At 50.5% G+C, this 18,004-nt stretch carries 14 protein-coding genes and 1 pseudogene; 6 read left to right on the forward strand and 9 right to left on the reverse strand.

The features are described from left to right. Positions 1-2: 2 nt before the first annotated feature. Positions 3-770 (reverse strand): pimeloyl-ACP methyl ester esterase BioH, encoded by a 768-nt coding sequence (gene bioH / locus OK023_RS16450; protein WP_317693726.1) that lies wholly within the window; start codon positions 768-770, stop codon positions 3-5. Positions 771-802: 32 nt separating this feature from the next. Here bioH and gntX point away from each other — a divergent pair. Both gntX and nfuA read left to right on the forward strand, forming a co-directional pair. Then, positions 803-1,485, forward strand: a pseudogene (gene gntX, locus OK023_RS16455) (DNA utilization protein GntX). A 58-nt stretch (positions 1,486-1,543) separates the two neighbouring features. Beyond that, the gene (gene nfuA / locus OK023_RS16460) at positions 1,544-2,119 is read left to right on the forward strand and encodes a Fe-S biogenesis protein NfuA (RefSeq protein ID WP_317693727.1); all 576 of its coding nucleotides are present in this window, start codon (positions 1,544-1,546) and stop codon (positions 2,117-2,119) included. Between the two features lie 154 nt (positions 2,120-2,273). Here the strand turns inward: nfuA and malQ are convergent, their stop codons facing one another. Together malQ and malP are read right to left on the reverse strand one after the other, a co-directional pair. Further along, positions 2,274-4,355, reverse strand: coding sequence for a 4-alpha-glucanotransferase (malQ, locus tag OK023_RS16465; RefSeq protein WP_317693728.1), 2,082 nt, complete (start codon positions 4,353-4,355; stop codon positions 2,274-2,276). 9 nt (positions 4,356-4,364) lie between these two features. Continuing rightward, positions 4,365-6,770 carry a maltodextrin phosphorylase gene (gene malP / locus OK023_RS16470; protein ID WP_317693729.1) on the reverse strand — a complete coding sequence of 802 codons (2,406 nt, stop codon included), beginning with the start codon at positions 6,768-6,770 and terminating at the stop codon, positions 4,365-4,367. A 538-nt stretch (positions 6,771-7,308) separates the two neighbouring features. On the opposite strand from malP, the gene malT reads away from it, so the two are divergent. Next, positions 7,309-10,023, forward strand: coding sequence for an HTH-type transcriptional regulator MalT (malT, locus tag OK023_RS16475; RefSeq protein WP_317693730.1), 2,715 nt, complete (start codon positions 7,309-7,311; stop codon positions 10,021-10,023). A gap of 75 nt (positions 10,024-10,098) precedes the next feature. On the opposite strand, the gene OK023_RS16480 is transcribed toward malT, so the two are convergent. Genes OK023_RS16480 through ulaA form a run of 6 tightly spaced genes read right to left on the reverse strand, consistent with a single transcriptional unit; the run spans position 10,099 to position 14,511 of the window. After that, entirely contained in the window at positions 10,099-10,788 is a 690-nt protein-coding gene (locus OK023_RS16480; RefSeq protein ID WP_317693731.1) for an L-ribulose-5-phosphate 4-epimerase, read from the reverse strand. Further along, on the reverse strand, positions 10,773-11,633 hold the full coding sequence (locus OK023_RS16485; RefSeq protein WP_317693732.1) for an L-ribulose-5-phosphate 3-epimerase: 861 nt from the start codon (positions 11,631-11,633) through the stop codon (positions 10,773-10,775). The genes OK023_RS16480 and OK023_RS16485 overlap by 16 nt, the downstream gene beginning before the upstream one ends. A 9-nt stretch (positions 11,634-11,642) precedes the next feature. Next, positions 11,643-12,281 carry a 3-keto-L-gulonate-6-phosphate decarboxylase UlaD gene (locus tag OK023_RS16490; RefSeq protein WP_317697778.1) on the reverse strand — a complete coding sequence of 213 codons (639 nt, stop codon included), beginning with the start codon at positions 12,279-12,281 and terminating at the stop codon, positions 11,643-11,645. Between the two features lie 28 nt (positions 12,282-12,309). Continuing rightward, positions 12,310-12,783 carry a PTS ascorbate transporter subunit IIA gene (gene ulaC, locus OK023_RS16495; RefSeq protein WP_317693733.1) on the reverse strand — a complete coding sequence of 158 codons (474 nt, stop codon included), beginning with the start codon at positions 12,781-12,783 and terminating at the stop codon, positions 12,310-12,312. 10 nt (positions 12,784-12,793) lie between these two features. Beyond that, complete coding sequence (gene ulaB, locus OK023_RS16500; RefSeq protein WP_317693734.1) at positions 12,794-13,099, reverse strand: PTS ascorbate transporter subunit IIB; 306 nt, start codon at positions 13,097-13,099, stop codon at positions 12,794-12,796. A gap of 14 nt (positions 13,100-13,113) precedes the next feature. Continuing rightward, complete coding sequence (ulaA, locus tag OK023_RS16505) at positions 13,114-14,511, reverse strand: PTS ascorbate transporter subunit IIC (RefSeq protein WP_317693735.1); 1,398 nt, start codon at positions 14,509-14,511, stop codon at positions 13,114-13,116. Positions 14,512-14,928: 417 nt separating this feature from the next. Between ulaA and ulaG the strand changes: the two genes are divergently transcribed. The 3 genes from ulaG to glpE all read left to right on the forward strand — a co-directional run bounded on the left by ulaG (position 14,929) and on the right by glpE (position 17,903). Next, the gene (gene ulaG / locus OK023_RS16510) at positions 14,929-15,993 is read left to right on the forward strand and encodes an L-ascorbate 6-phosphate lactonase (protein ID WP_317693736.1); all 1,065 of its coding nucleotides are present in this window, start codon (positions 14,929-14,931) and stop codon (positions 15,991-15,993) included. 322 nt (positions 15,994-16,315) lie between these two features. Then, entirely contained in the window at positions 16,316-17,071 is a 756-nt protein-coding gene (gene ulaR / locus OK023_RS16515) for an HTH-type transcriptional regulator UlaR (protein ID WP_317693737.1), read from the forward strand. 505 nt (positions 17,072-17,576) lie between these two features. Continuing rightward, entirely contained in the window at positions 17,577-17,903 is a 327-nt protein-coding gene (gene glpE, locus OK023_RS16520) for a thiosulfate sulfurtransferase GlpE (RefSeq protein ID WP_317697780.1), read from the forward strand. The last annotated feature ends 101 nt before the right edge of the window (positions 17,904-18,004 follow it).

Here is an 18,004-nt window from a genome sequence, read left to right on the forward strand (position 1 = left end):
ATTTAGGCTTCAGCGAATCGATTAATAATGCTCGCGAACTCGTCAGGATGAGAAATAAACGGTGCATGAGCGGCCTTAGCGATAACGACCGAAGATGACCGTGGCCAAAGCTCATCCAACAAGGTAGCCACTTTGCGCGGAACCAACCCGTCCAGATACCCGTAAATACGCAACACTGGCATCGTCAGTGTTGCCAATAGTTGACGTTGGTCTACCATACGTAACATTTCCAAGCCGCCATTAAGTACGTCGACACTCGGTATCGGCTGATTGAGCACCACCGTTTTCAACAGACGTGCATCTTGACGTGCGCTCTCCGTTCCTAGCGTTTGCAGCGCCAGAAACCGTTCCACAGTACGGTGGAAATCATAACTGAGCAACTGTTGGAAACCGCTGAGCACCTCTGGGTTGATCCCAGGCCATTGTTCTTTCGCCGTGAAGCAGGGGGATGAAGCGACGGTGATCACCCCTGCCACCCGTTCAGGCCGCATGAGCGCAACCTGCCCCGCAACTAGCCCACCAAGCGACCAACCCAGCCAGTAAGCCTTCCTGGGTGCAGCCGCCAATAGCACGTCAGCTATCTGTGGTAATGGTATAGCACCGAACCCTTGGCTGCGACCATAACCGGGCAAGTCGACAAGATGCAGACGGAAATGCGGAGCCAATCGCTCCAGCATGCAACCCCACACTTCTGCATTCAGCCCCCATCCATGCAATAGCACAAGATCGCGATCGCCTTCACCTATTGTTTGCCAATACAGCGCAGTCATCAGTTATTGTCCTTCAGAAAAGGGAGAAGTCTATGTTATCAATCCTTAGCCGCTGTTGGCTATGTCAGCAACCATTACGGCTGATAGGCCACGGCATATGTAGCTACTGCCTACGGGCATTGCCAGCCAAACCCTGCTGCTGCCCATGCTGCGGGTTGCCCAGTGGCAATCCGCACGCAGCTTGTGGTCGTTGCCTACAAAAACCGCCCCCTGGCAGGCAATGGTTTTCGCTACCGACTACTGCCAACCCCTCAACACACTGATCAAACGTTTAAAATTCCAACGGACACCGGCACTTGCCCCAACTTTAGCAAGGTTAATCCTGCTTCATTGGCTAAAAGTGCACAGAGAGCAACATCTAAACAGGCCAGATGTTATTTTAGCAGTACCCTTGCAGCACAAGCGCTGTTGGCAGCGTGGTTACAATCAGAGCGATCTGTTGGCTCGGCCATTGGCGCGTTGGCTAGGATGCGAATACTCTGCCTCTGCATTGCGTCGGACCAGAGCAACCTCACCGCAACGGCAACTGGTGGCTCGTTTGCGACGGCGTAATCTGCGAGGAGCTTTTCGTTGTGATGAAAACTTGGCAGGGCGGCATGTGGCGTTATTGGATGATGTCGTTACCACGGGCAGTACCGTGGCGGAAATAGCTAAACTACTTCAGAAACAAGGCGTTTCATCACTGCAAATATGGTGTATTTGCCGTACATTGTAGTACCAAGGCAATGGGCGTATTATAACCTACTATAGAAGTCAACTATTGAGCTAATGCTATGATCCGTATAACAGATGCTGCACAAGAACACTTTGCCAAACTGCTGGCAAACCAAGAAGAAGGCACCCAAATCCGTGTATTTGTCATCAATCCGGGTACACCTACGGCAGAATGTGGCGTCTCGTATTGCCCACCAGATGCCGTGGAAGCAACAGATACCGTACTCAAATTTGAGAAACTGTCTGCTTACGTGGATGAACTAAGCGCCCCCTATCTGCAAGACGCCGAAATCGACTTCGTAACCGATCAGCTCGGTTCGCAACTCACTCTGAAGGCACCTAATGCAAAAATGCGTAAAGTGGACGATGACGCCCCACTGATGGAACGCGTGGAATACGTGTTGCAATCGCAGATCAACCCGCAACTGGCAGGCCACGGTGGTCGCGTTACGCTGATGGAAATCACCGACGATGGGCTGGCTATCCTGCAGTTTGGCGGCGGCTGTAATGGTTGTTCCATGGTGGACGTTACGCTGAAAGAAGGGATCGAAAAAGAACTCCTGCAAAAGTTCCCCGAACTGAAAGGCGTACGCGATCTGACCGAACACCAGCGCGGTGAGCACTCCTACTACTGATATTCAGTTGCATATCTCGTGAATAGCCTAAGCTTAATATCCCATGGGCTATTGCGGCTTTCGCAGACTGGGGCATTTAAGCGCGTTGCGGCGCTCGCGTGCAATTTAAGTGACACCACCTAGCAGGTTCGGCCAAGCCGAACCTGCTACTCAATTACCCTACCGACACTTTTCTACGCCGTTTATCTAAATCTTTCAGTAACCGATTCACTTCTCGATCGAGAAACATCGTTTCCAGCGTGCAACTCAGCTTACGCCGCCAGTTTGGGTATTGATCGCTAGTGCCTGGAATATTGACCGGTTCTGCCATATCCAACCAATCCTCAGGTTGTAAACCAAGTAACGCACTGGCACTGTCGGCCACATAACGCTGTAGCCCACGGTTGATTAACGGGCTCATTTCTAGCAACGCGGCCTTCTTACCGACCTTCTGCGGCACACAACCGTAACGGTGCAATCCGTCAAGTAATCCTTGTTTGGCTCGTTCACGATCGGCAAACAGCGTTTTCAACACTTCAGCATCCGGATATAAACCCAGTTTTTCACCGAGCGTTAAATCACCACTCTGCCAATAACCGCGCATTGTCGGCAAATCATGGGTTGTAATCGTGGCCATCGCCTGTACCGGGTAGGATTGCGGGGCACGGAACTGATTCTCTTCGTCATGCTCGAAATACAACACTTTATAAGAGTAAATACCGCTTTCACGCAGCTTGCCAACAATCTCTACTGGCACGGTGCCCAGATCTTCACCAATCACCATACAACGGTGGCGCTGGCTCTCTAGCGCCAACAGCGCGAGAAGATCGTCAACCGGATATTTAACGTAGGCCCCCCGATCGGCCGTTTCACCATAAGGTATCCACCACAGACGTAATAGAGCCATCACGTGGTCGATGCGCAAAGCGCCGCAGCTGGTCATATTGGCTCGCAGCAAATCGATAAAAGGCTGATAACCGCGTGCTACCATCACATGAGGGTCCATCGGTGGCAAACCCCAGTTCTGTCCCAGCGGCCCGAGAATATCCGGCGGAGCGCCTACGGATGCTTTCAAACAATACAATTCGCGTTCGCACCAGGTCTCTGAGCCGCCCTCTGCAACCCCTACGGCAAGATCGCGATACAGACCAATAGGCATATTCAGTTCGCAACTTTGGTCGAAACACTCAGCGAACTGACTGGCAGCGAGCCATTGCAACCATAGGTAAAAAGCCACTTCATCGGCATGCTGTTTGCAAAACGCATCTACTGCCGGAGTATTACCTTGCCGATACTCTTCAGGCCAGACTGGCCAGCCCCACATGTTGCTGTCTTTAGCCAGCAGGTGTGCATGTAGGGCATCGAATGCCGCCTGCTGATAAAGGCTGCTTCCGCCTTCACCTACAAAACGTTCAAACGCCTGTTTGTGTGTATCCCCTGGCTGACGAGCCTGGAACTGCGGAAAGGCGAGTTTCAACGCTGCCAACTTCAGTTGTGTTACCGTACTGTAATCCACCCATGCAGTACTGCGGGCTTTAGCCAACAGCTTCTGCGTCGCAGCTTTTTGCCACCATTTCTGCGCGGCCTGACTGCGTTGAAAATCCTCCACCGCATTGACATCGATATACACCACGTTCAGCCAACGTCGTGAAGAAGGGCTATAGGGGCTGGCACTTTCTGGACTCGCCGGGTAAAGCGCATGTATCGGGTTAAGCCCGACGAATGCACCACCACGCTCCCCAACTTCAGCAATCATCACCCGTAAATCGCCAAAATCACCAATACCCCAGTTACGTTCCGACCGCAACGTGTAGAGCTGAACACAGGCACCCCACAGTTTTTTTCCGTTCAGCAGTGCATCAGGTTCATAACAGCGTTTGGGGGCGATGATCAACCGACATTCCCATTGCTGCTCACCCTGTGTCAACGTGAGCTGGTGATAACCCAGTGGCAGTTTGCATGGCAGGGTTAACGTTTTGCGTGCAGCAGCACGGCCCTGCTGCTGGTTACCATCTTCATGCTGTAGCACCCAGTGATACTCACCTGCGCCCCCTAGCGGCAACGCCACAGATTCACCGAGATAAAACACCTTAACCACGGGTAAAGGTGCCGAATCTTGATGTAATGGCATGCTGCTCATCGCATCCAGCAATTTACGCTTGGTTTCCAGCGAAGTAGCCTGCTGTTTTCCATGGGCATTGATGTAATCAGCGACAATCCCGGCCTGGGTTGCTGTCTGATCGATACCTTTACTCATCGGCTCTCCTTAACGCTTGGCTTGCCAGATACGCTGTTGGTAATCGCGAATAGAGCGATCGGAACTGAACATGCCTACACGAGCAGTATTAAGGATAGTTCGGCGCGTCCATTCATCGCGGTCGCGATACAGTTTGTCTACCTGACGTTGAGCTTCACAGTAGGATGCAAAATCCGCCAACACCAGGTAGGGATCGCCACCCTCCAACAGGCTATGTAACATCATGTCGAAAGCGTGCTTGTCGCCGTTACTGAACATGCCACTGGCCAACTCATCCAGGATCGTTTTCAGGTGTTTATCTTTTTTACGGTAACGAAGCGGATCGTAACCCTTGTTCAACAGTGCTTTAACTTGTTCGACGGTATTACCGAAAATGAAGATATTCTCCTCGCCTACCTGTTCGGCGATTTCAACGTTAGCGCCATCCAGCGTTCCAACCGTCATCGCGCCGTTTAGTGCCAGCTTCATATTACCCGTCCCTGATGCCTCTTTACCTGCAGTAGAGATCTGCTCAGAAATATCAGCAGCCGGGATCATCAGTTCGGCGACAGAGACACGGTAATCAGGGATGAAGACCACTTTAATACGATCCTTCACGATAGGATCGTTATTGATCTTCTCTGCTGCCTGATTGATCGCATAAATAATGTTTTTGGCCAGGTAATAGCCGGGAGCCGCTTTGGCACCAAACAAGAACACGCGTGGTACCATATCCAGATCCGGGTTATCACGCAGTTGGCGATACAAAGAAAGAATATGCAGCAAATTCAGGTGCTGGCGCTTGTACTCGTGCAAACGTTTGATCTGTACATCGAAGATCGCATCAGGGTTGAGCATCAACCCCATTACGTTATGCACATAATTAGCCAAGATCACCTTGTTATCGCGTTTAATCTGCTTGAACTTGTCACGAAATGCTGCATCTTCGGCGTATTTTTCCAAGCCTTTCAATGCATCCAGGTCGTTGACCCACTCCACATTTAGCGTGGTGTCGATAAGCGTTGACAAGGCAGGGTTACATTGTTTTAACCAGCGCCGTGGCGTAATACCATTGGTCACATTGTGGAATTTGTTCGGCCACAGTTGGTGATATTCAGGGAACAGATCTTTCACCACCAGATCCGAGTGCAGTTGAGCAACCCCGTTTACCGCAAAGCCGCTTACTACGCATAGGTTCGCCATACGTACCTGTTTGTCATGATGCACCGCCAATTTAGCCCAAACTGCTTTATCACCCGGCCAACGTTTGTCTACCAGTTTCTTAAACTTGGCGTTGATCTGTTTGATGATCGAAAAATGGCGAGGTAACAGACTGCGCACCAGCTTCTCATCCCAACATTCCAAAGCTTCCGGCATCAGCGTGTGGTTGGTATAAGCAAACGTTTTACTGGTGATCGCCCAAGCCGCATCCCAATCCAACTGATGCTCATCCAGCAGAATGCGTAACATTTCCGGAATGGCAATCGTTGGATGGGTATCGTTCAGTTGGATCACTTCGTATTTCGGCAAATCTTCAATCTTGCGGCCAGCCTGATGATGCTTGCGCAGAATATCGGCTACCGAGCAGGCACATTGAAAATACTGCTGCATTAGTCGCAGACGTTTGCCATCCTGGTGGTTATCATTCGGATAAAGCACTTTGGTCAGCTTTGCGGCTTCAATCCCCTGTTTTTCCGCATGCAGGAATTTACCGTCATTGAAATCCCCCAGATCGAACGGATGGGTATGTGTCGCCTGCCACAAACGCAAAGGTTGAGTGACGCCATTACGGAACCCGAGTACCGGCAGATCATAGGCTTCGCCACGTAAGGTAAACGCCGGGTGCCATAATTCACGGCCATCAGCCAGTTTTTCTACCTTACCCCCCATACCCACATCTACCGCAAGCGCTGAGTTATGGCGGAACCAGGGGTAGCTCTCGCGCTGCCAGTTATCAGGTGCTTCCTGCTGATGGCACGCTTTGAAAGATTGACGGAACAGACCATATTGATAATTCAAGCCATAACCCGTAGCCGGTTGTTCGACGGTTGCCATCGAATCCAGGAAGCAGGCAGCCAAACGCCCCAATCCCCCGTTACCCAATGCAGGATCGGTTTCCTGTTCCAGCAGATCGACGAGCTTGATGTCCTGTTCTGCCAGTGTGGTTTCAACAACGTCATACCAGCCAAGGTTGATCAGGTTGTTGGCCGTTAGCCGACCAATCAAGAATTCCATCGAGATATAGTTGACATGGCGCAACGATTTACTGCTTTTACTCGGCACAGGTTGTGCTGCCAACTGTTCCGCCAGCGCGGCACTGACCGCTTCCCACCATTGATGCTGAGTCATCTGCTGTGCGGAACTGAGGCCGAAGCGCTGCCACTGGCGGGTCAGCGCAGCCAGAAAAACGTCCTTTTTGAGCATAGGCTGTGACATAAGGAAAACTCTCTATCCGATAAATGGGCCAATTTTTTCACTATCGTGCCGCGGAGAATGAGCAACAGCATCATCCCGACCAGGTATTAGCTGGGGAGGAGAATTGGGGCGTAGCTGAAACTGTGATCCCAGACACTTTTTTACCCTCTTCCAATAATGCAAATACTTGGTTTACCAAGCTCTGAGAGGTTGATGAACCTCGCCCTGGAGGTTCCCCTGCGGATAGTGAAGCATCGTTCAAATCGGCACTTGACCGATTTACCGCTCCTTTGCCGTTTACCTGCATCTTGAAGTCATTGGGGTATAAAGGGATCCCTGAGACGTTACAATACAAAAAGGTACGGAGCTAAATCTCTGGGTAAACGTAAAAAAGTGTGATCGATAACACTTTAACTCCAATACAACGCGTAAGCTTGTTGCAATACGTTTCACGATGTCAGAAGTTAAGTCATCCTGATTACGAAGCAGGGTCGCGGTGAGATGAATCCCTTCGGGCAGTCCTTCGGCGACGGGAACCGCACTTTACATCTGGAACATTATGCTGATCCCATCAAAACTGAGCCGTCCGGTACGGCTGCAAAATACCGTGGTACGCGATCGCCTGTTGGTGAAGTTAGCCTGCGTAGTAAACTATCGTCTGGCCTTGGTCAATTGTCCTGCAGGATATGGTAAAACGACGCTGATTGCTCAATGGGCTGCGGACAAATCCGATCTGGGATGGTACTCACTGGATGAGAGTGACAACCAGCCAGAACGCTTTGCCAGCTATCTGATTGCTGCACTCCAGCAGGCAACAGGTGGTCACTGTGTCAAGAGCGAAGCATTAAGCCAAAAACATCAATACGCCAACCTCTCGGCCCTGTTTGCTCAGTTGTTTATCGAACTGTCTGACTGGCATAGCCCCTTATACCTGGTAATCGATGATTACCATTTGATCACTAATCATCAAGTTCATGAAGCAATGCGTTTCTTCCTGCGCCACCAGCCTGAAAATCTGACGTTGCTCCTGCTATCACGAACATTACCACCACTTGGCATCGCCAATCTCCGCGTACGCGATCAATTATTGGAGTTGAATACCCAGCACTTGGCATTTACTCACCAGGAAGCAAAACAGTTCTTTGACTGCCGGCTAAGTTCGCCAATTGAACAACATGACAGCAGCCGATTATGTGACGAAGTAGAAGGCTGGGCGACAGCTCTACAGCTGATCGCTCTTTCTGCCCGTCAATCGGCCTCTTCAGCCCAGCAATCAGCAAAACGTCTGGCCGGGCTGAATGCCAGCCACCTTTCCGATTATCTGGTGGATGAGGTGTTAGATCGTGTCGATGCGGACACCCGCTCCTTTCTGTTGCGCTGCTCGATATTGCGTTCACTGAATGACGCACTGATTGTTCGCTTGACGGAGGAGGATAACGGTCAGCAACGCCTCGAAGAGCTCGAGCGCCACGGGCTATTTATCCACCGTATGGACGATACTGGCGAATGGTTCTGTTTCCATCCCCTTTTCGCCTCGTTCCTACGCCAACGTTGCCAATGGGAGTTGGCGTTAGAATTACCCGGATTGCACCGTTCTGCAGCTGAAGGCTGGTTAGCATTGGGTTATCCAGCCGAAGCCATTCACCATGCACTCGCTGCCAGCGATGTTAATATGTTGCGCGATATCCTGCTACAGCACGCTTGGTCTTTGTTCCACCACAGCGAATTGGCATTGCTCGAAGAGTGTTTGAACGCACTCCCTTACGAGCGGTTGATCCAGAGCCCTAAACTGGCGTTGCTACAAGCCTGGTTAGCACAAAGTCAGCACCGTTATAGCGAGGTGGACACCCTGTTGGAGCGTGCTGAACACGCCATGCATAATCAGCAGGTCACTATTGACCAGACCCTGCATGCGGAATTCGATGCACTGCGTGCTCAAGTGGCAATCAACGCCGGTAAACCCGAAGAGGCTGAGCGGTTGGCGACTGAAGCGCTGAAGTTCCTGCCACTTTCCAGCTATTACAGCCGTATTGTTGCTACCTCGGTCACGGGTGAGGTACATCACTGTAAAGGTGAACTGGCACGGGCATTACCCATGATGCAGCAGACTGAACAGATGGCGCACCGTCATCAGGCTTACCATTACGCGCTGTGGGCTCTTCTGCAGCAAAGCGAGATCCTGATAGCACAGGGTTTCTTGCAGGCAGCTTATGAGACACAGGAAAAAGCCTTCGGGCTGGTACGTGAACAGCATTTAGAACAGTTACCTATGCACGAATTTCTGCTGCGTATCCGTTCACAGGTTCTTTGGTCATGGTCGCGGCTGGATGAAGCTGAAGAGGCAGCCCGTGAAGGGCTAAAAGTGTTGTCTAACTACCAGCCACAACAGCAGTTGCAATGTCTGGCAATGCTAGCGAAGTGTTCACTGGCGCGAGGCGATCTGGATAACGCTAATACTCACCTACAGCGCTGTGAAGTACTGCTTCATGGCTCGCAGTATCACCGTGACTGGCTAACCAACGCCGATAAACCGCGAGTGGTCCATTGGCAGATCACGGGTGATACCGTTGCAGCCGCAAATTGGCTACGCCATACCGAAAAACCCGGTATGGCAAATAACCATTTTATGCAGGGCCAATGGCGCAATATCGCACGAGTACAGATCCTCCTCGGCCAATACGAAGAAGCCGAAGTGGTATTAGACGAATTAAACGAAAACGCTCGTCGCCTGCGGTTAGTAAGCGATCTCAACCGTAACCTTTTACTCAGTAATCAGCTCTACTGGCAAATGAACCGTAAAAGTGATGCGTTAAGAGTTCTGATAGAGGCGCTGACGCTGGCAAACAGGACTGGTTTTATCAGCCATTTTGTTATTGAGGGCGAAACTATGGCGCAACAGCTACGTCAGTTGATCCAACTCAATGCACTACCGGAGTTGGAACAACATCGTGCCCAACGTATTCTGCGCGACATCAACCAGCATCATCGCCACAAATTTGCTCATTTTGATGAGAACTTCGTCGACAAATTACTGACCCATCCACAAGTGCCGGAACTTATTCGTACCAGCCCGTTAACACAGCGTGAATGGCAGGTTTTGGGCCTGATTTACTCAGGTTATAGCAATGAGAAAATAGCCAATGAACTGGCCGTGGCAGCCACCACCATCAAAACCCATATTCGTAATCTTTATCAAAAATTGGGCGTAGCACATCGGCAAGAGGCGGTTCAGCAAGCACAACAGTTACTCAAGATGATGGGATACGGTGCCTAAGAGCATCCTACTGGGATGAGGCTACGTTTTCTTCCACCCTGCGCTTAACGTGCACGTGAAAGCCCACCAGGGAAGCTACTGTTGCCCATAATAAGCATTTGGCCCATGTTTGCGACTGAAATGCTTTTCCCTTAAATGGGCATCAATGTGGCGAAGGTCAGGATTGATACCGCAACTGATCCAAGCCATTTTCGCTACTTCCTCTAAAACAACGGCATTGTGTACCGCCTCGTCCGGTGAGCTGCCCCAACTAAATGGTCCGTGCTGATAAACGACAATCCCTGGCGTATACATCGGTTCGCTCTCACCCAATGTTTCCACAATGACCCGCCCGGTTTCCAATTCATAGTCTCCAGAAACCTCCGTTGCCGTCAGGCCTCGGGTACAAGGAATATCTTCCGCAAAGTAATCTGCGTGAGTGGTCCCCAAGGCAGGGATGGCTCGCCCAGCCTGAGCCCAAGCTGTTGCATGGGTTGAATGGGTATGGACAATGCCACCTAATTGCGAATAGCAACGATACAACTCTAGATGCGTCGGGGTGTCAGACGACGGCCTAAAGCGTCCTTCGAGTACATTACCCGCTAAATCCACAACCACCATGTCTGCAGGCTGCATTTGCTCATAGGGAATCCCACTCGGTTTGATCACCACGGCACCACTCTTACGATCAATCCCACTGACGTTGCCCCAGGTGTAGGTCACTAGGCCATGTGCAGGCAAAGCCATATTGGCGGCGTATACCTGCTGTTTCAGCTGTTCAAGCATGACTCTGCTCCTATTGCTAGCCCGGCGTTAATCATTCTCTCCACCACCCAGGCACGTGCAGCTTTCACCTCACGTATTGGGTCCGCTGCCTTTTCACTCCACATTTCGATCAGATAAGGGCCACGATAACCACTTTGCTGCAAGGCGGTAAAACAACGTTCAAAATCCACAACGCCCTCACCAAAAGGGACTCCCTTGAAAACTCCAGGCTGGGTATCTTTAACATGCACGGCAACGATATGACCACGGCCAGCTATCAGTTCCATCGGAACGTCATTGTCCCAGGCTGAAAGATTGCCAATATCTGGATAGAGCTGGAACCAAGGATTATCCATATAATGGATGTATCCAAGCCCTTTACTGATGGAGCTCATCAAAGGGTAATCCATAATTTCCATCGCCAATGTCACTTGTGCACGACTGGCCATTTCCACCGCCTGTTGCAGCCCCAAGCGAAACCTCTCCCGGGTATTGTCATTCGCCTGTTGATAATAGACGTCGTAACCCGCCAGTTGGATCACACGAATGCCGGTATCCTGAGCCAATCGAATGGCTTTCTGCATGATAATCAGCCCCTGATCTCTGACGGCATCATCCTCACTGCCTAAAGGAAAACGCCGATGTGCACTCAAGCACATTGATGGTACCCGTACGCCGCTGTTAGCAACGGCAGTGACTAATGCCAAACGCTGCTCGCGGCTCCAGTCCAATCGTGCCAAACGCTCATCGCTTTCATCGATCGATATCTCGACAAAGTCGAACTCCAATTCGCGCGCCAACTGCAAACGTTCAAACCAGCTACCGCCGCTAGGTAACGCCTTTTCGTAAATACCTAAAGGAACCATAATCGCTCCTTAGCCCCACAATTGGGCAATAGCGTGTTTAAACTTACGAGCCGCGGCCACGGGGTCGGATGCATCTCGAATGCTACGGCCAGCAATAAACACGTGAATAGGGATCCCTTTAAACAGCGGCAAATCTTCCAATGCCAGCCCGCCGGTCACCGTTACTTTGAAACCCATATCGGAAAGACGCTTTATAGCGGTGATATCTGCCTCACTCCATGCCACCCCAGCAGCCTGCGCGTCACGGCTACGGTGGTAAACCACTTGTTGGATACCCACCTCACGCCATTCTTGTGCTTGCTCCCAGGTCCAGAAACCCGTCAGCTCGATCTGTACATCACCATTGAATTCTTTCGCTACCGCTAGTGCACCCTTGGTGGTGTTAATATCAGCGCAGCAAATCACCGTTATCCAGTCTGCATTGGCGTCAAAACACATGCGCGAGAGAATTTTACCGGCATCGGCGATTTTGGCATCAGCTAATACGATCCGGTCTGGGTAAAGGGCTTTTAGATCGCGAACCGCACGAATCCCCTCAGCAACGCACAATATGGTGCCAACTTCGATGATATCGACTTCATTGGCAATCAGGCGCGTCGTGCGGTAAGCATCATCCATTGACTGGTTATCCAGCGCCACTTGTAGCATAGGTAAAGTATTTACCACCTTGTTCTCCTTAATGGTCTGCAGCAGAAGCAGACGTTTGGTTAATCAGATCCAGAACCTGTTGCGGCGAACGGCACGAACGCAAGCGTTCAAAATTGCCCTCATCATCAAACAGATTAACCACCTGCAGAATGCCAACTTCTTGATGCGTTTTGGCATCGACTGCAGCCATGGTGATCAGTATGTCGATCGGGTCGTTGTCATCGTCACCGAAACATACCGGTGTTTGCAGCGTTACCAGTGCAAATCCGGTTTTCAGCACGCCTTCTTCTGGCCTGCCATGCGGCATTGCCAACCCTGGGGCCAAGACAAAGTAAGGACCAAATTGCTCAACCCCCGCCAGGATAGCGTCGAAATAACGTGGCTCGACTACGCCCGCCTCAACCAGTAGATCGACGCCAATTTTTACCGCCTGTTGCCAGTCCTGTGCTTCAGCCTGAAGTCGAATTGAATTGTTATCCGCCAGTGAATCACTCAGCTTCATCCCCTTTGCCTCACCTGATATCTTTTGCGAAATGAGCCTCGATCACGGCCATGAGTTTGAGTCCAAAATCTGCGGCAGAAAGCATATTGCGTACGCCGACCACATATTTGTTACCACTCACCGTGATTTCGTCCGCCACGTGGGTTGAGGCAATAATGATATCTGCACTGCTGAGTTCGGATTTATATTCCCCGACCGCACAGCTATTCACTGTGTGATCCACCCCTTGTTGGGTCAGGAATTGGTCGACTTTCATTTTCATGATCATGGAGCTTCCCTGTCCGCAACCACATACCGCTAGAATTCGTACCGTCATAATGTGCTCTCCAGTTAATTTGAAGCCGATTCAGTGAGTTGTTTTTCTGCATTTTCCTCCGCTCGTAGCGTCCGACCGGCAAAGAACATGTACAGCAGCGCAATAAGCACCACCACGCCCATAAACCACAGGCCAAAACTCAAACCTTGCATCAACGGCGGCGCGAGAATTGACCAATCCGCCATACCCATCCATGCACTTAGCCCGGTCAATTTAATGGCCCAGACACAGCCAAATATTTCGAGCATCCCCATCACCAGACAGATTTTCATCGCCGCACGCCAGCCGCCAAAATGGTTGGCAAACACGCCGATAGTGGCGTTAGAGAAGAACATCGGGATAAAACCGGGAATAATCATGATTGAGGATCCCACAGCCAACAGAATGCCAACCGCAATCAACTGCCCAATGGTTCCCCACATAAACCCCCATACCACCGCATTAGGGGCAAAGCTGTAGATAGCCGCACAATCTATGGCCAACACAGCACCCGGGATCAGCCGTTGGGAAATGCCATTAAATGCCTCGGTAAGTTCGGCAACGAACATACGTACGCCTTGCACGATGATGAAAATGGCGACGGCGAACATCAGGCCAGTTTGCAGGATGTAGATTGTCCAGTGGGTTTTGCCAGCCATTTGCTGCAATGTGTCCAGCCCGAATGAGCAGAGAATGATGCCGAAGAACACCGTCATAACGATCGCGGTAGAGACGATGTTGTCGTGGAAAATATTGAGCCAGCCAGGCAGTTTGAGTTCTTCCACGCTCTCTTCTTTTTTGCCTAGGTACGGTGCCAATTTATAGGCGACCCATGAAGCAAACTGTTGCTGGTGACCAATCGAAAAACCGCTGTTTTCCGTGACTGACTGGGTTGGTTTGAACATCATGTTGGAAGTGATCCCCCAGTAAAGAGAGGCGATCAGGGCGCTGCACAGCACGGTGGTCCACATGTCGTAACCCAAAATGTAGAAGAACACCGCAATCAGACCAACCTGTTGAAACATAATGTGGCCAGTCAGCATGATGGTACGGATACCAGTGACCCGCCGCAGCAATACATAAACAATGTTGAGTGCCAAGGCCAATAACACCGCATAGCCAACCCAGCTATAGGCATCCCCCATGCGTTCAATAGTCGCCATCATCGAAGCATAGGTATCGGAGATGGCACCATTGATGCTGTAGACCTCGGAAAGTTTGGCCACTACGGGTTTGAAAGTACTCGTCAAGATGCCGGAACCTGCCTGCAACAGCATAAAACCGATAATTGTTTTTATCGTGCCTTTAACGATCACCGCCGCACTTTTTCGCAGCAGCAAATAGCCCAGCAATGTAACCAGCCCCAGTAACAAAGGCGCGTTGGTCATAACCTGATTAAAAAAAACGGTGAAGATGGTGTAGAGGATTTCCATACAGCTCTCCAAATAGCGTTTGGCATTACCTGATGCGCCGCAGATAACGCGGCTGGCATTTATACCAGAGCGCCAACTTAACGCGGGGACAACCTCACCATATCAATCACAGAGAATCATAAAAAGATCACAAATGATTATTTGTGAGCAACCTCGCAAGTTATATGGACAAAGCCTATTGATTGAATCTATTGGATTTATAAATAACTCATTACTTGTTGAATTAAAGCAAATTAATGATCATCACAAGACGTCATACACTTATCATCAGGCAGTAAAACCATCATGTCCCCGCGCATTCACGAGTTGTAAGATGACGTTAATGGTGTTAAGTTTAACCAAATAAAATCACAACAAATCATTAAATGATTATTTTGATTTTATTTGAATTTAACAACCTGCTTGCGAGGAAAAATCATGAGTAAAGTCACTACTATCACGCGTGAATCCTGGATACTGAGTACTTTCCCAGAGTGGGGCTCCTGGCTGAATGAAGAAATAGAACAGGAGCAAGTTGCCCCAGGAACCTTCGCGATGTGGTGGTTGGGATGTACCGGGATCTGGCTGAAGTCGGAGGAAAATGCCAACCTTTGTGTTGATTTTTGGTGCGGCACAGGTAAACAAAGCCACAACAACCCGCTGATGAAAACAGGCCACCAGATGCAACGCATGGCAGGGGTTAAAAAGTTGCAGCCAAATCTGCGTACGACTCCCTTCGTACTTGACCCCTTTGCAATCAAGACGATTGATGCCGTACTCGCAACTCATGATCATAATGACCATATCGATGTCAACGTCGCGGCCGCGGTGATGCAAAACTGTGAGGCTTCGGTACCCTTCATCGGACCACAGAGCTGCGTGGATATGTGGATTGGCTGGGGGGTTCCCCGCGAGCGCTGTATCGCCGTAAAACCTGGGGATGTAATAAAAATCAAGGATATAGAAATTCACGCACTTGATGCCTTTGATCGCACTGCTCTGATCACGCTTCCTGCAGAACAAAGAGCGGCGGGTGTATTACCCGATGGGATGGACCAACGTGCGGTTAACTACCTGTTCAAAACACCCGGCGGTAACCTCTACCACAGTGGTGATTCCCACTATTCCAACTATTACGCCAAGCATGGTAATGATCATCAGATCGATGTAGCGCTCGGTTCCTACGGTGAAAACCCTCGCGGTATTACCGATAAAATGACCAGTGCCGACATTCTGCGCATGGCAGAATCTCTCAATGCCAAAGTCGTCATTCCGTTCCATCATGATATCTGGTCGAATTTCCAAGCTGACCCACAAGAAATTCGCGTACTCTGGGAAATGAAGAAAGAACGTTTGAAATACGGCTTCAAGCCATTTATCTGGCAGGTAGGCGGCAAATTCACCTGGCCGCTGGATAAAGATAATTTTGAATATCACTATCCGCGTGGCTTTGAAGACTGCTTTACTATTGAACCTGATTTGCCGTTTAAATCTTTCCTGTAGAGGTTAGCAAAGATCATATATACCTAAGTCCATTCACGTTGCATGACAAAAACGCAATGCGTTTTTGAACAGCACTTGCACTGGTCAGAAAGGGGTAAAGCACAAACGTAGACGAATAATGCGGCAAGCGCTCAAGCCTCTAGGAACATAGCTCATTATGTCACTGGCGGCGCGAGTAAAGCCGACATCGTTGACGCCTGAAGGAGGACGGGTATAAGTCTTTTACCTCTTTATGCGCACTTCTGCACATAGATGATTCAAATCGTCAGAATGTGAGCATATAATTAACTGAGTATAGTTCTTATTCCCTGATGGAGCCTGCATGACAGAATCACAACGCCATAATGCCATTATCGATCTCTTGCAGAGTAAGGGTCAGATTTCTGTGGCTGATGTGATTGCAGCATTTGAGGTCTCACCCGCCACCGCGCGCCGCGATATTAATAAACTCAATGAAATAGGAAAATTGCGCAAGGTACGCAACGGCGCTGAGGCCACCTGTCCCCCCCGCACGGCATGGTCTCCCCTCAATATCCATCAAACGCAGCACCTGGACGAGAAAATGCGCATCGCCAGGGCAGCCGCTCAGCTTTGCCTGCCAGGGGAAAGTGTAGTGATTAACTGTGGTTCTACTGCATTCCTGCTAGGGCGCGAAATGTGCGGTAAAGAAGTACAGGTGATTACCAACTACTTGCCGCTAGCTAATTACCTGATCGAGCGTGAACACGAAAGCGTGGTGATCATGGGGGGGCAATACAATAAGAGCCAAGCTATCACTTTAGCGCCACAGGATGGCGATGCCAGCCTGTATGCCGGGCACTGGATGTTTACCAGCGGCATAGGCCTTACTACTGATGGACTGTATAAAACCGATATGCTCACGGCAATGGCCGAACAGAAGATGCTCAACTACGTCGGCAAACTGGTGGTGCTGGTCGACAGCAGTAAAGTTGGCCAGCGTGCAGGGATGTTGTTTAGCCGCACCGAGCAGATCGATATCGTGATCACTGGGCAGGATGCCAGCCCAGCGATAGTAGAACAATTACGTCAACAAGGTGTCGACGTGAAACTCGTCTAGGCAGCCCCTTCCCTACCCCGTAATGCTTGTTTGAATAGCGGACGACTATCCCCTTCCCTTTGGGTCTATCGTGGCACCACAGGCAAGTTAAAGTACACAACTGGCAGAAAGCACGCTTTCTGGTAAACCCCTGGCTTTGCTCTGGTCTTATTTGCACCGAAGTTGGATACACTAGGCTGTGTCCCTTAACTGTCCGTGGTCCCGTCGCAGACCCAAAAACCCATTATCAAGGCGGAGGGTGAAGGGCAGAGTGGCCCTCTGTTCAAGCCCGACAACACAGAGAATGGGCTTTTGGGGCGCGACCCTACGGGCTGGCGCCATTGGCGTGCATTGCTGCGTTGCTCGCCGCTTATTGGGGACACCCAACCTCGCGGCTCACGCCTTGCTCTGCGCGAAAATGACCGCCAGCGGCGCTCGCGTACAGTTAAGAGACACAGCCTAGACTACGATTTGAAGGTCGATGAGTAGCACACCATTCCACTATGTTACGGGGTATATTGAAGTCATGGAACAATTTGAAGCGATCAGCGTTGAACAGGCATATCAACGTTGGAAAGACGGCAGCGCCGTATTGGTCGACATTCGCGATCCGCAAAGTTTTGCCGCAGGGCACACGCCAGGTGCTTTTCATCTAACCAATGCCACCCTACCAACCTTTATGCAGCAGAATGAGTTCGATCACCCGGTCATGGTGATGTGTTACCACGGTAATAGCAGCCGTGGTGCCGCCCAGTACCTTCTGCACCAGGGATTCGATGCTGTGTACAGTATCGACGGCGGTTTCGAAGCCTGGTCCCGCCAGTTTCCACAAGATGTTGAAACGTTGGCGTAACTTCGCGAGTCACGGGTAGAAGTGGCCTAAGAGCCTATCCCTAATAGACAACGAACAGCGTACAGAAACCCAAGTACACGTAGTAGGTGAGAATTTAGAGT

Source organism: Serratia sp. UGAL515B_01 (genome assembly GCF_033095805.1).
Classification (GTDB): domain Bacteria; phylum Pseudomonadota; class Gammaproteobacteria; order Enterobacterales; family Enterobacteriaceae; genus Chania.

Bases quoted from the DNA above. Each gene is read 5' to 3' on its own strand.
- bioH (WP_317693726.1), bottom strand. From the start codon at position 770: ATGACTGCGCTGTATTGGCAAACAATAGGTGAAGGCGATCGCGATCTT.
- nfuA (WP_317693727.1), top strand. From the start codon at position 1,544: ATGATCCGTATAACAGATGCTGCACAAGAACACTTTGCCAAACTGCTG.
- malQ (WP_317693728.1), bottom strand. From the start codon at position 4,355: ATGAGTAAAGGTATCGATCAGACAGCAACCCAGGCCGGGATTGTCGCT.
- malP (WP_317693729.1), bottom strand. From the start codon at position 6,770: ATGTCACAGCCTATGCTCAAAAAGGACGTTTTTCTGGCTGCGCTGACC.
- malT (WP_317693730.1), top strand. From the start codon at position 7,309: ATGCTGATCCCATCAAAACTGAGCCGTCCGGTACGGCTGCAAAATACC.
- OK023_RS16480 (WP_317693731.1), bottom strand. From the start codon at position 10,788: ATGCTTGAACAGCTGAAACAGCAGGTATACGCCGCCAATATGGCTTTG.
- OK023_RS16485 (WP_317693732.1), bottom strand. From the start codon at position 11,633: ATGGTTCCTTTAGGTATTTACGAAAAGGCGTTACCTAGCGGCGGTAGC.
- OK023_RS16490 (WP_317697778.1), bottom strand. From the start codon at position 12,281: ATGCTACAAGTGGCGCTGGATAACCAGTCAATGGATGATGCTTACCGC.
- ulaC (WP_317693733.1), bottom strand. From the start codon at position 12,783: ATGAAGCTGAGTGATTCACTGGCGGATAACAATTCAATTCGACTTCAG.
- ulaB (WP_317693734.1), bottom strand. From the start codon at position 13,099: ATGACGGTACGAATTCTAGCGGTATGTGGTTGCGGACAGGGAAGCTCC.
- ulaA (WP_317693735.1), bottom strand. From the start codon at position 14,511: ATGGAAATCCTCTACACCATCTTCACCGTTTTTTTTAATCAGGTTATG.
- ulaG (WP_317693736.1), top strand. From the start codon at position 14,929: ATGAGTAAAGTCACTACTATCACGCGTGAATCCTGGATACTGAGTACT.
- ulaR (WP_317693737.1), top strand. From the start codon at position 16,316: ATGACAGAATCACAACGCCATAATGCCATTATCGATCTCTTGCAGAGT.
- glpE (WP_317697780.1), top strand. From the start codon at position 17,577: ATGGAACAATTTGAAGCGATCAGCGTTGAACAGGCATATCAACGTTGG.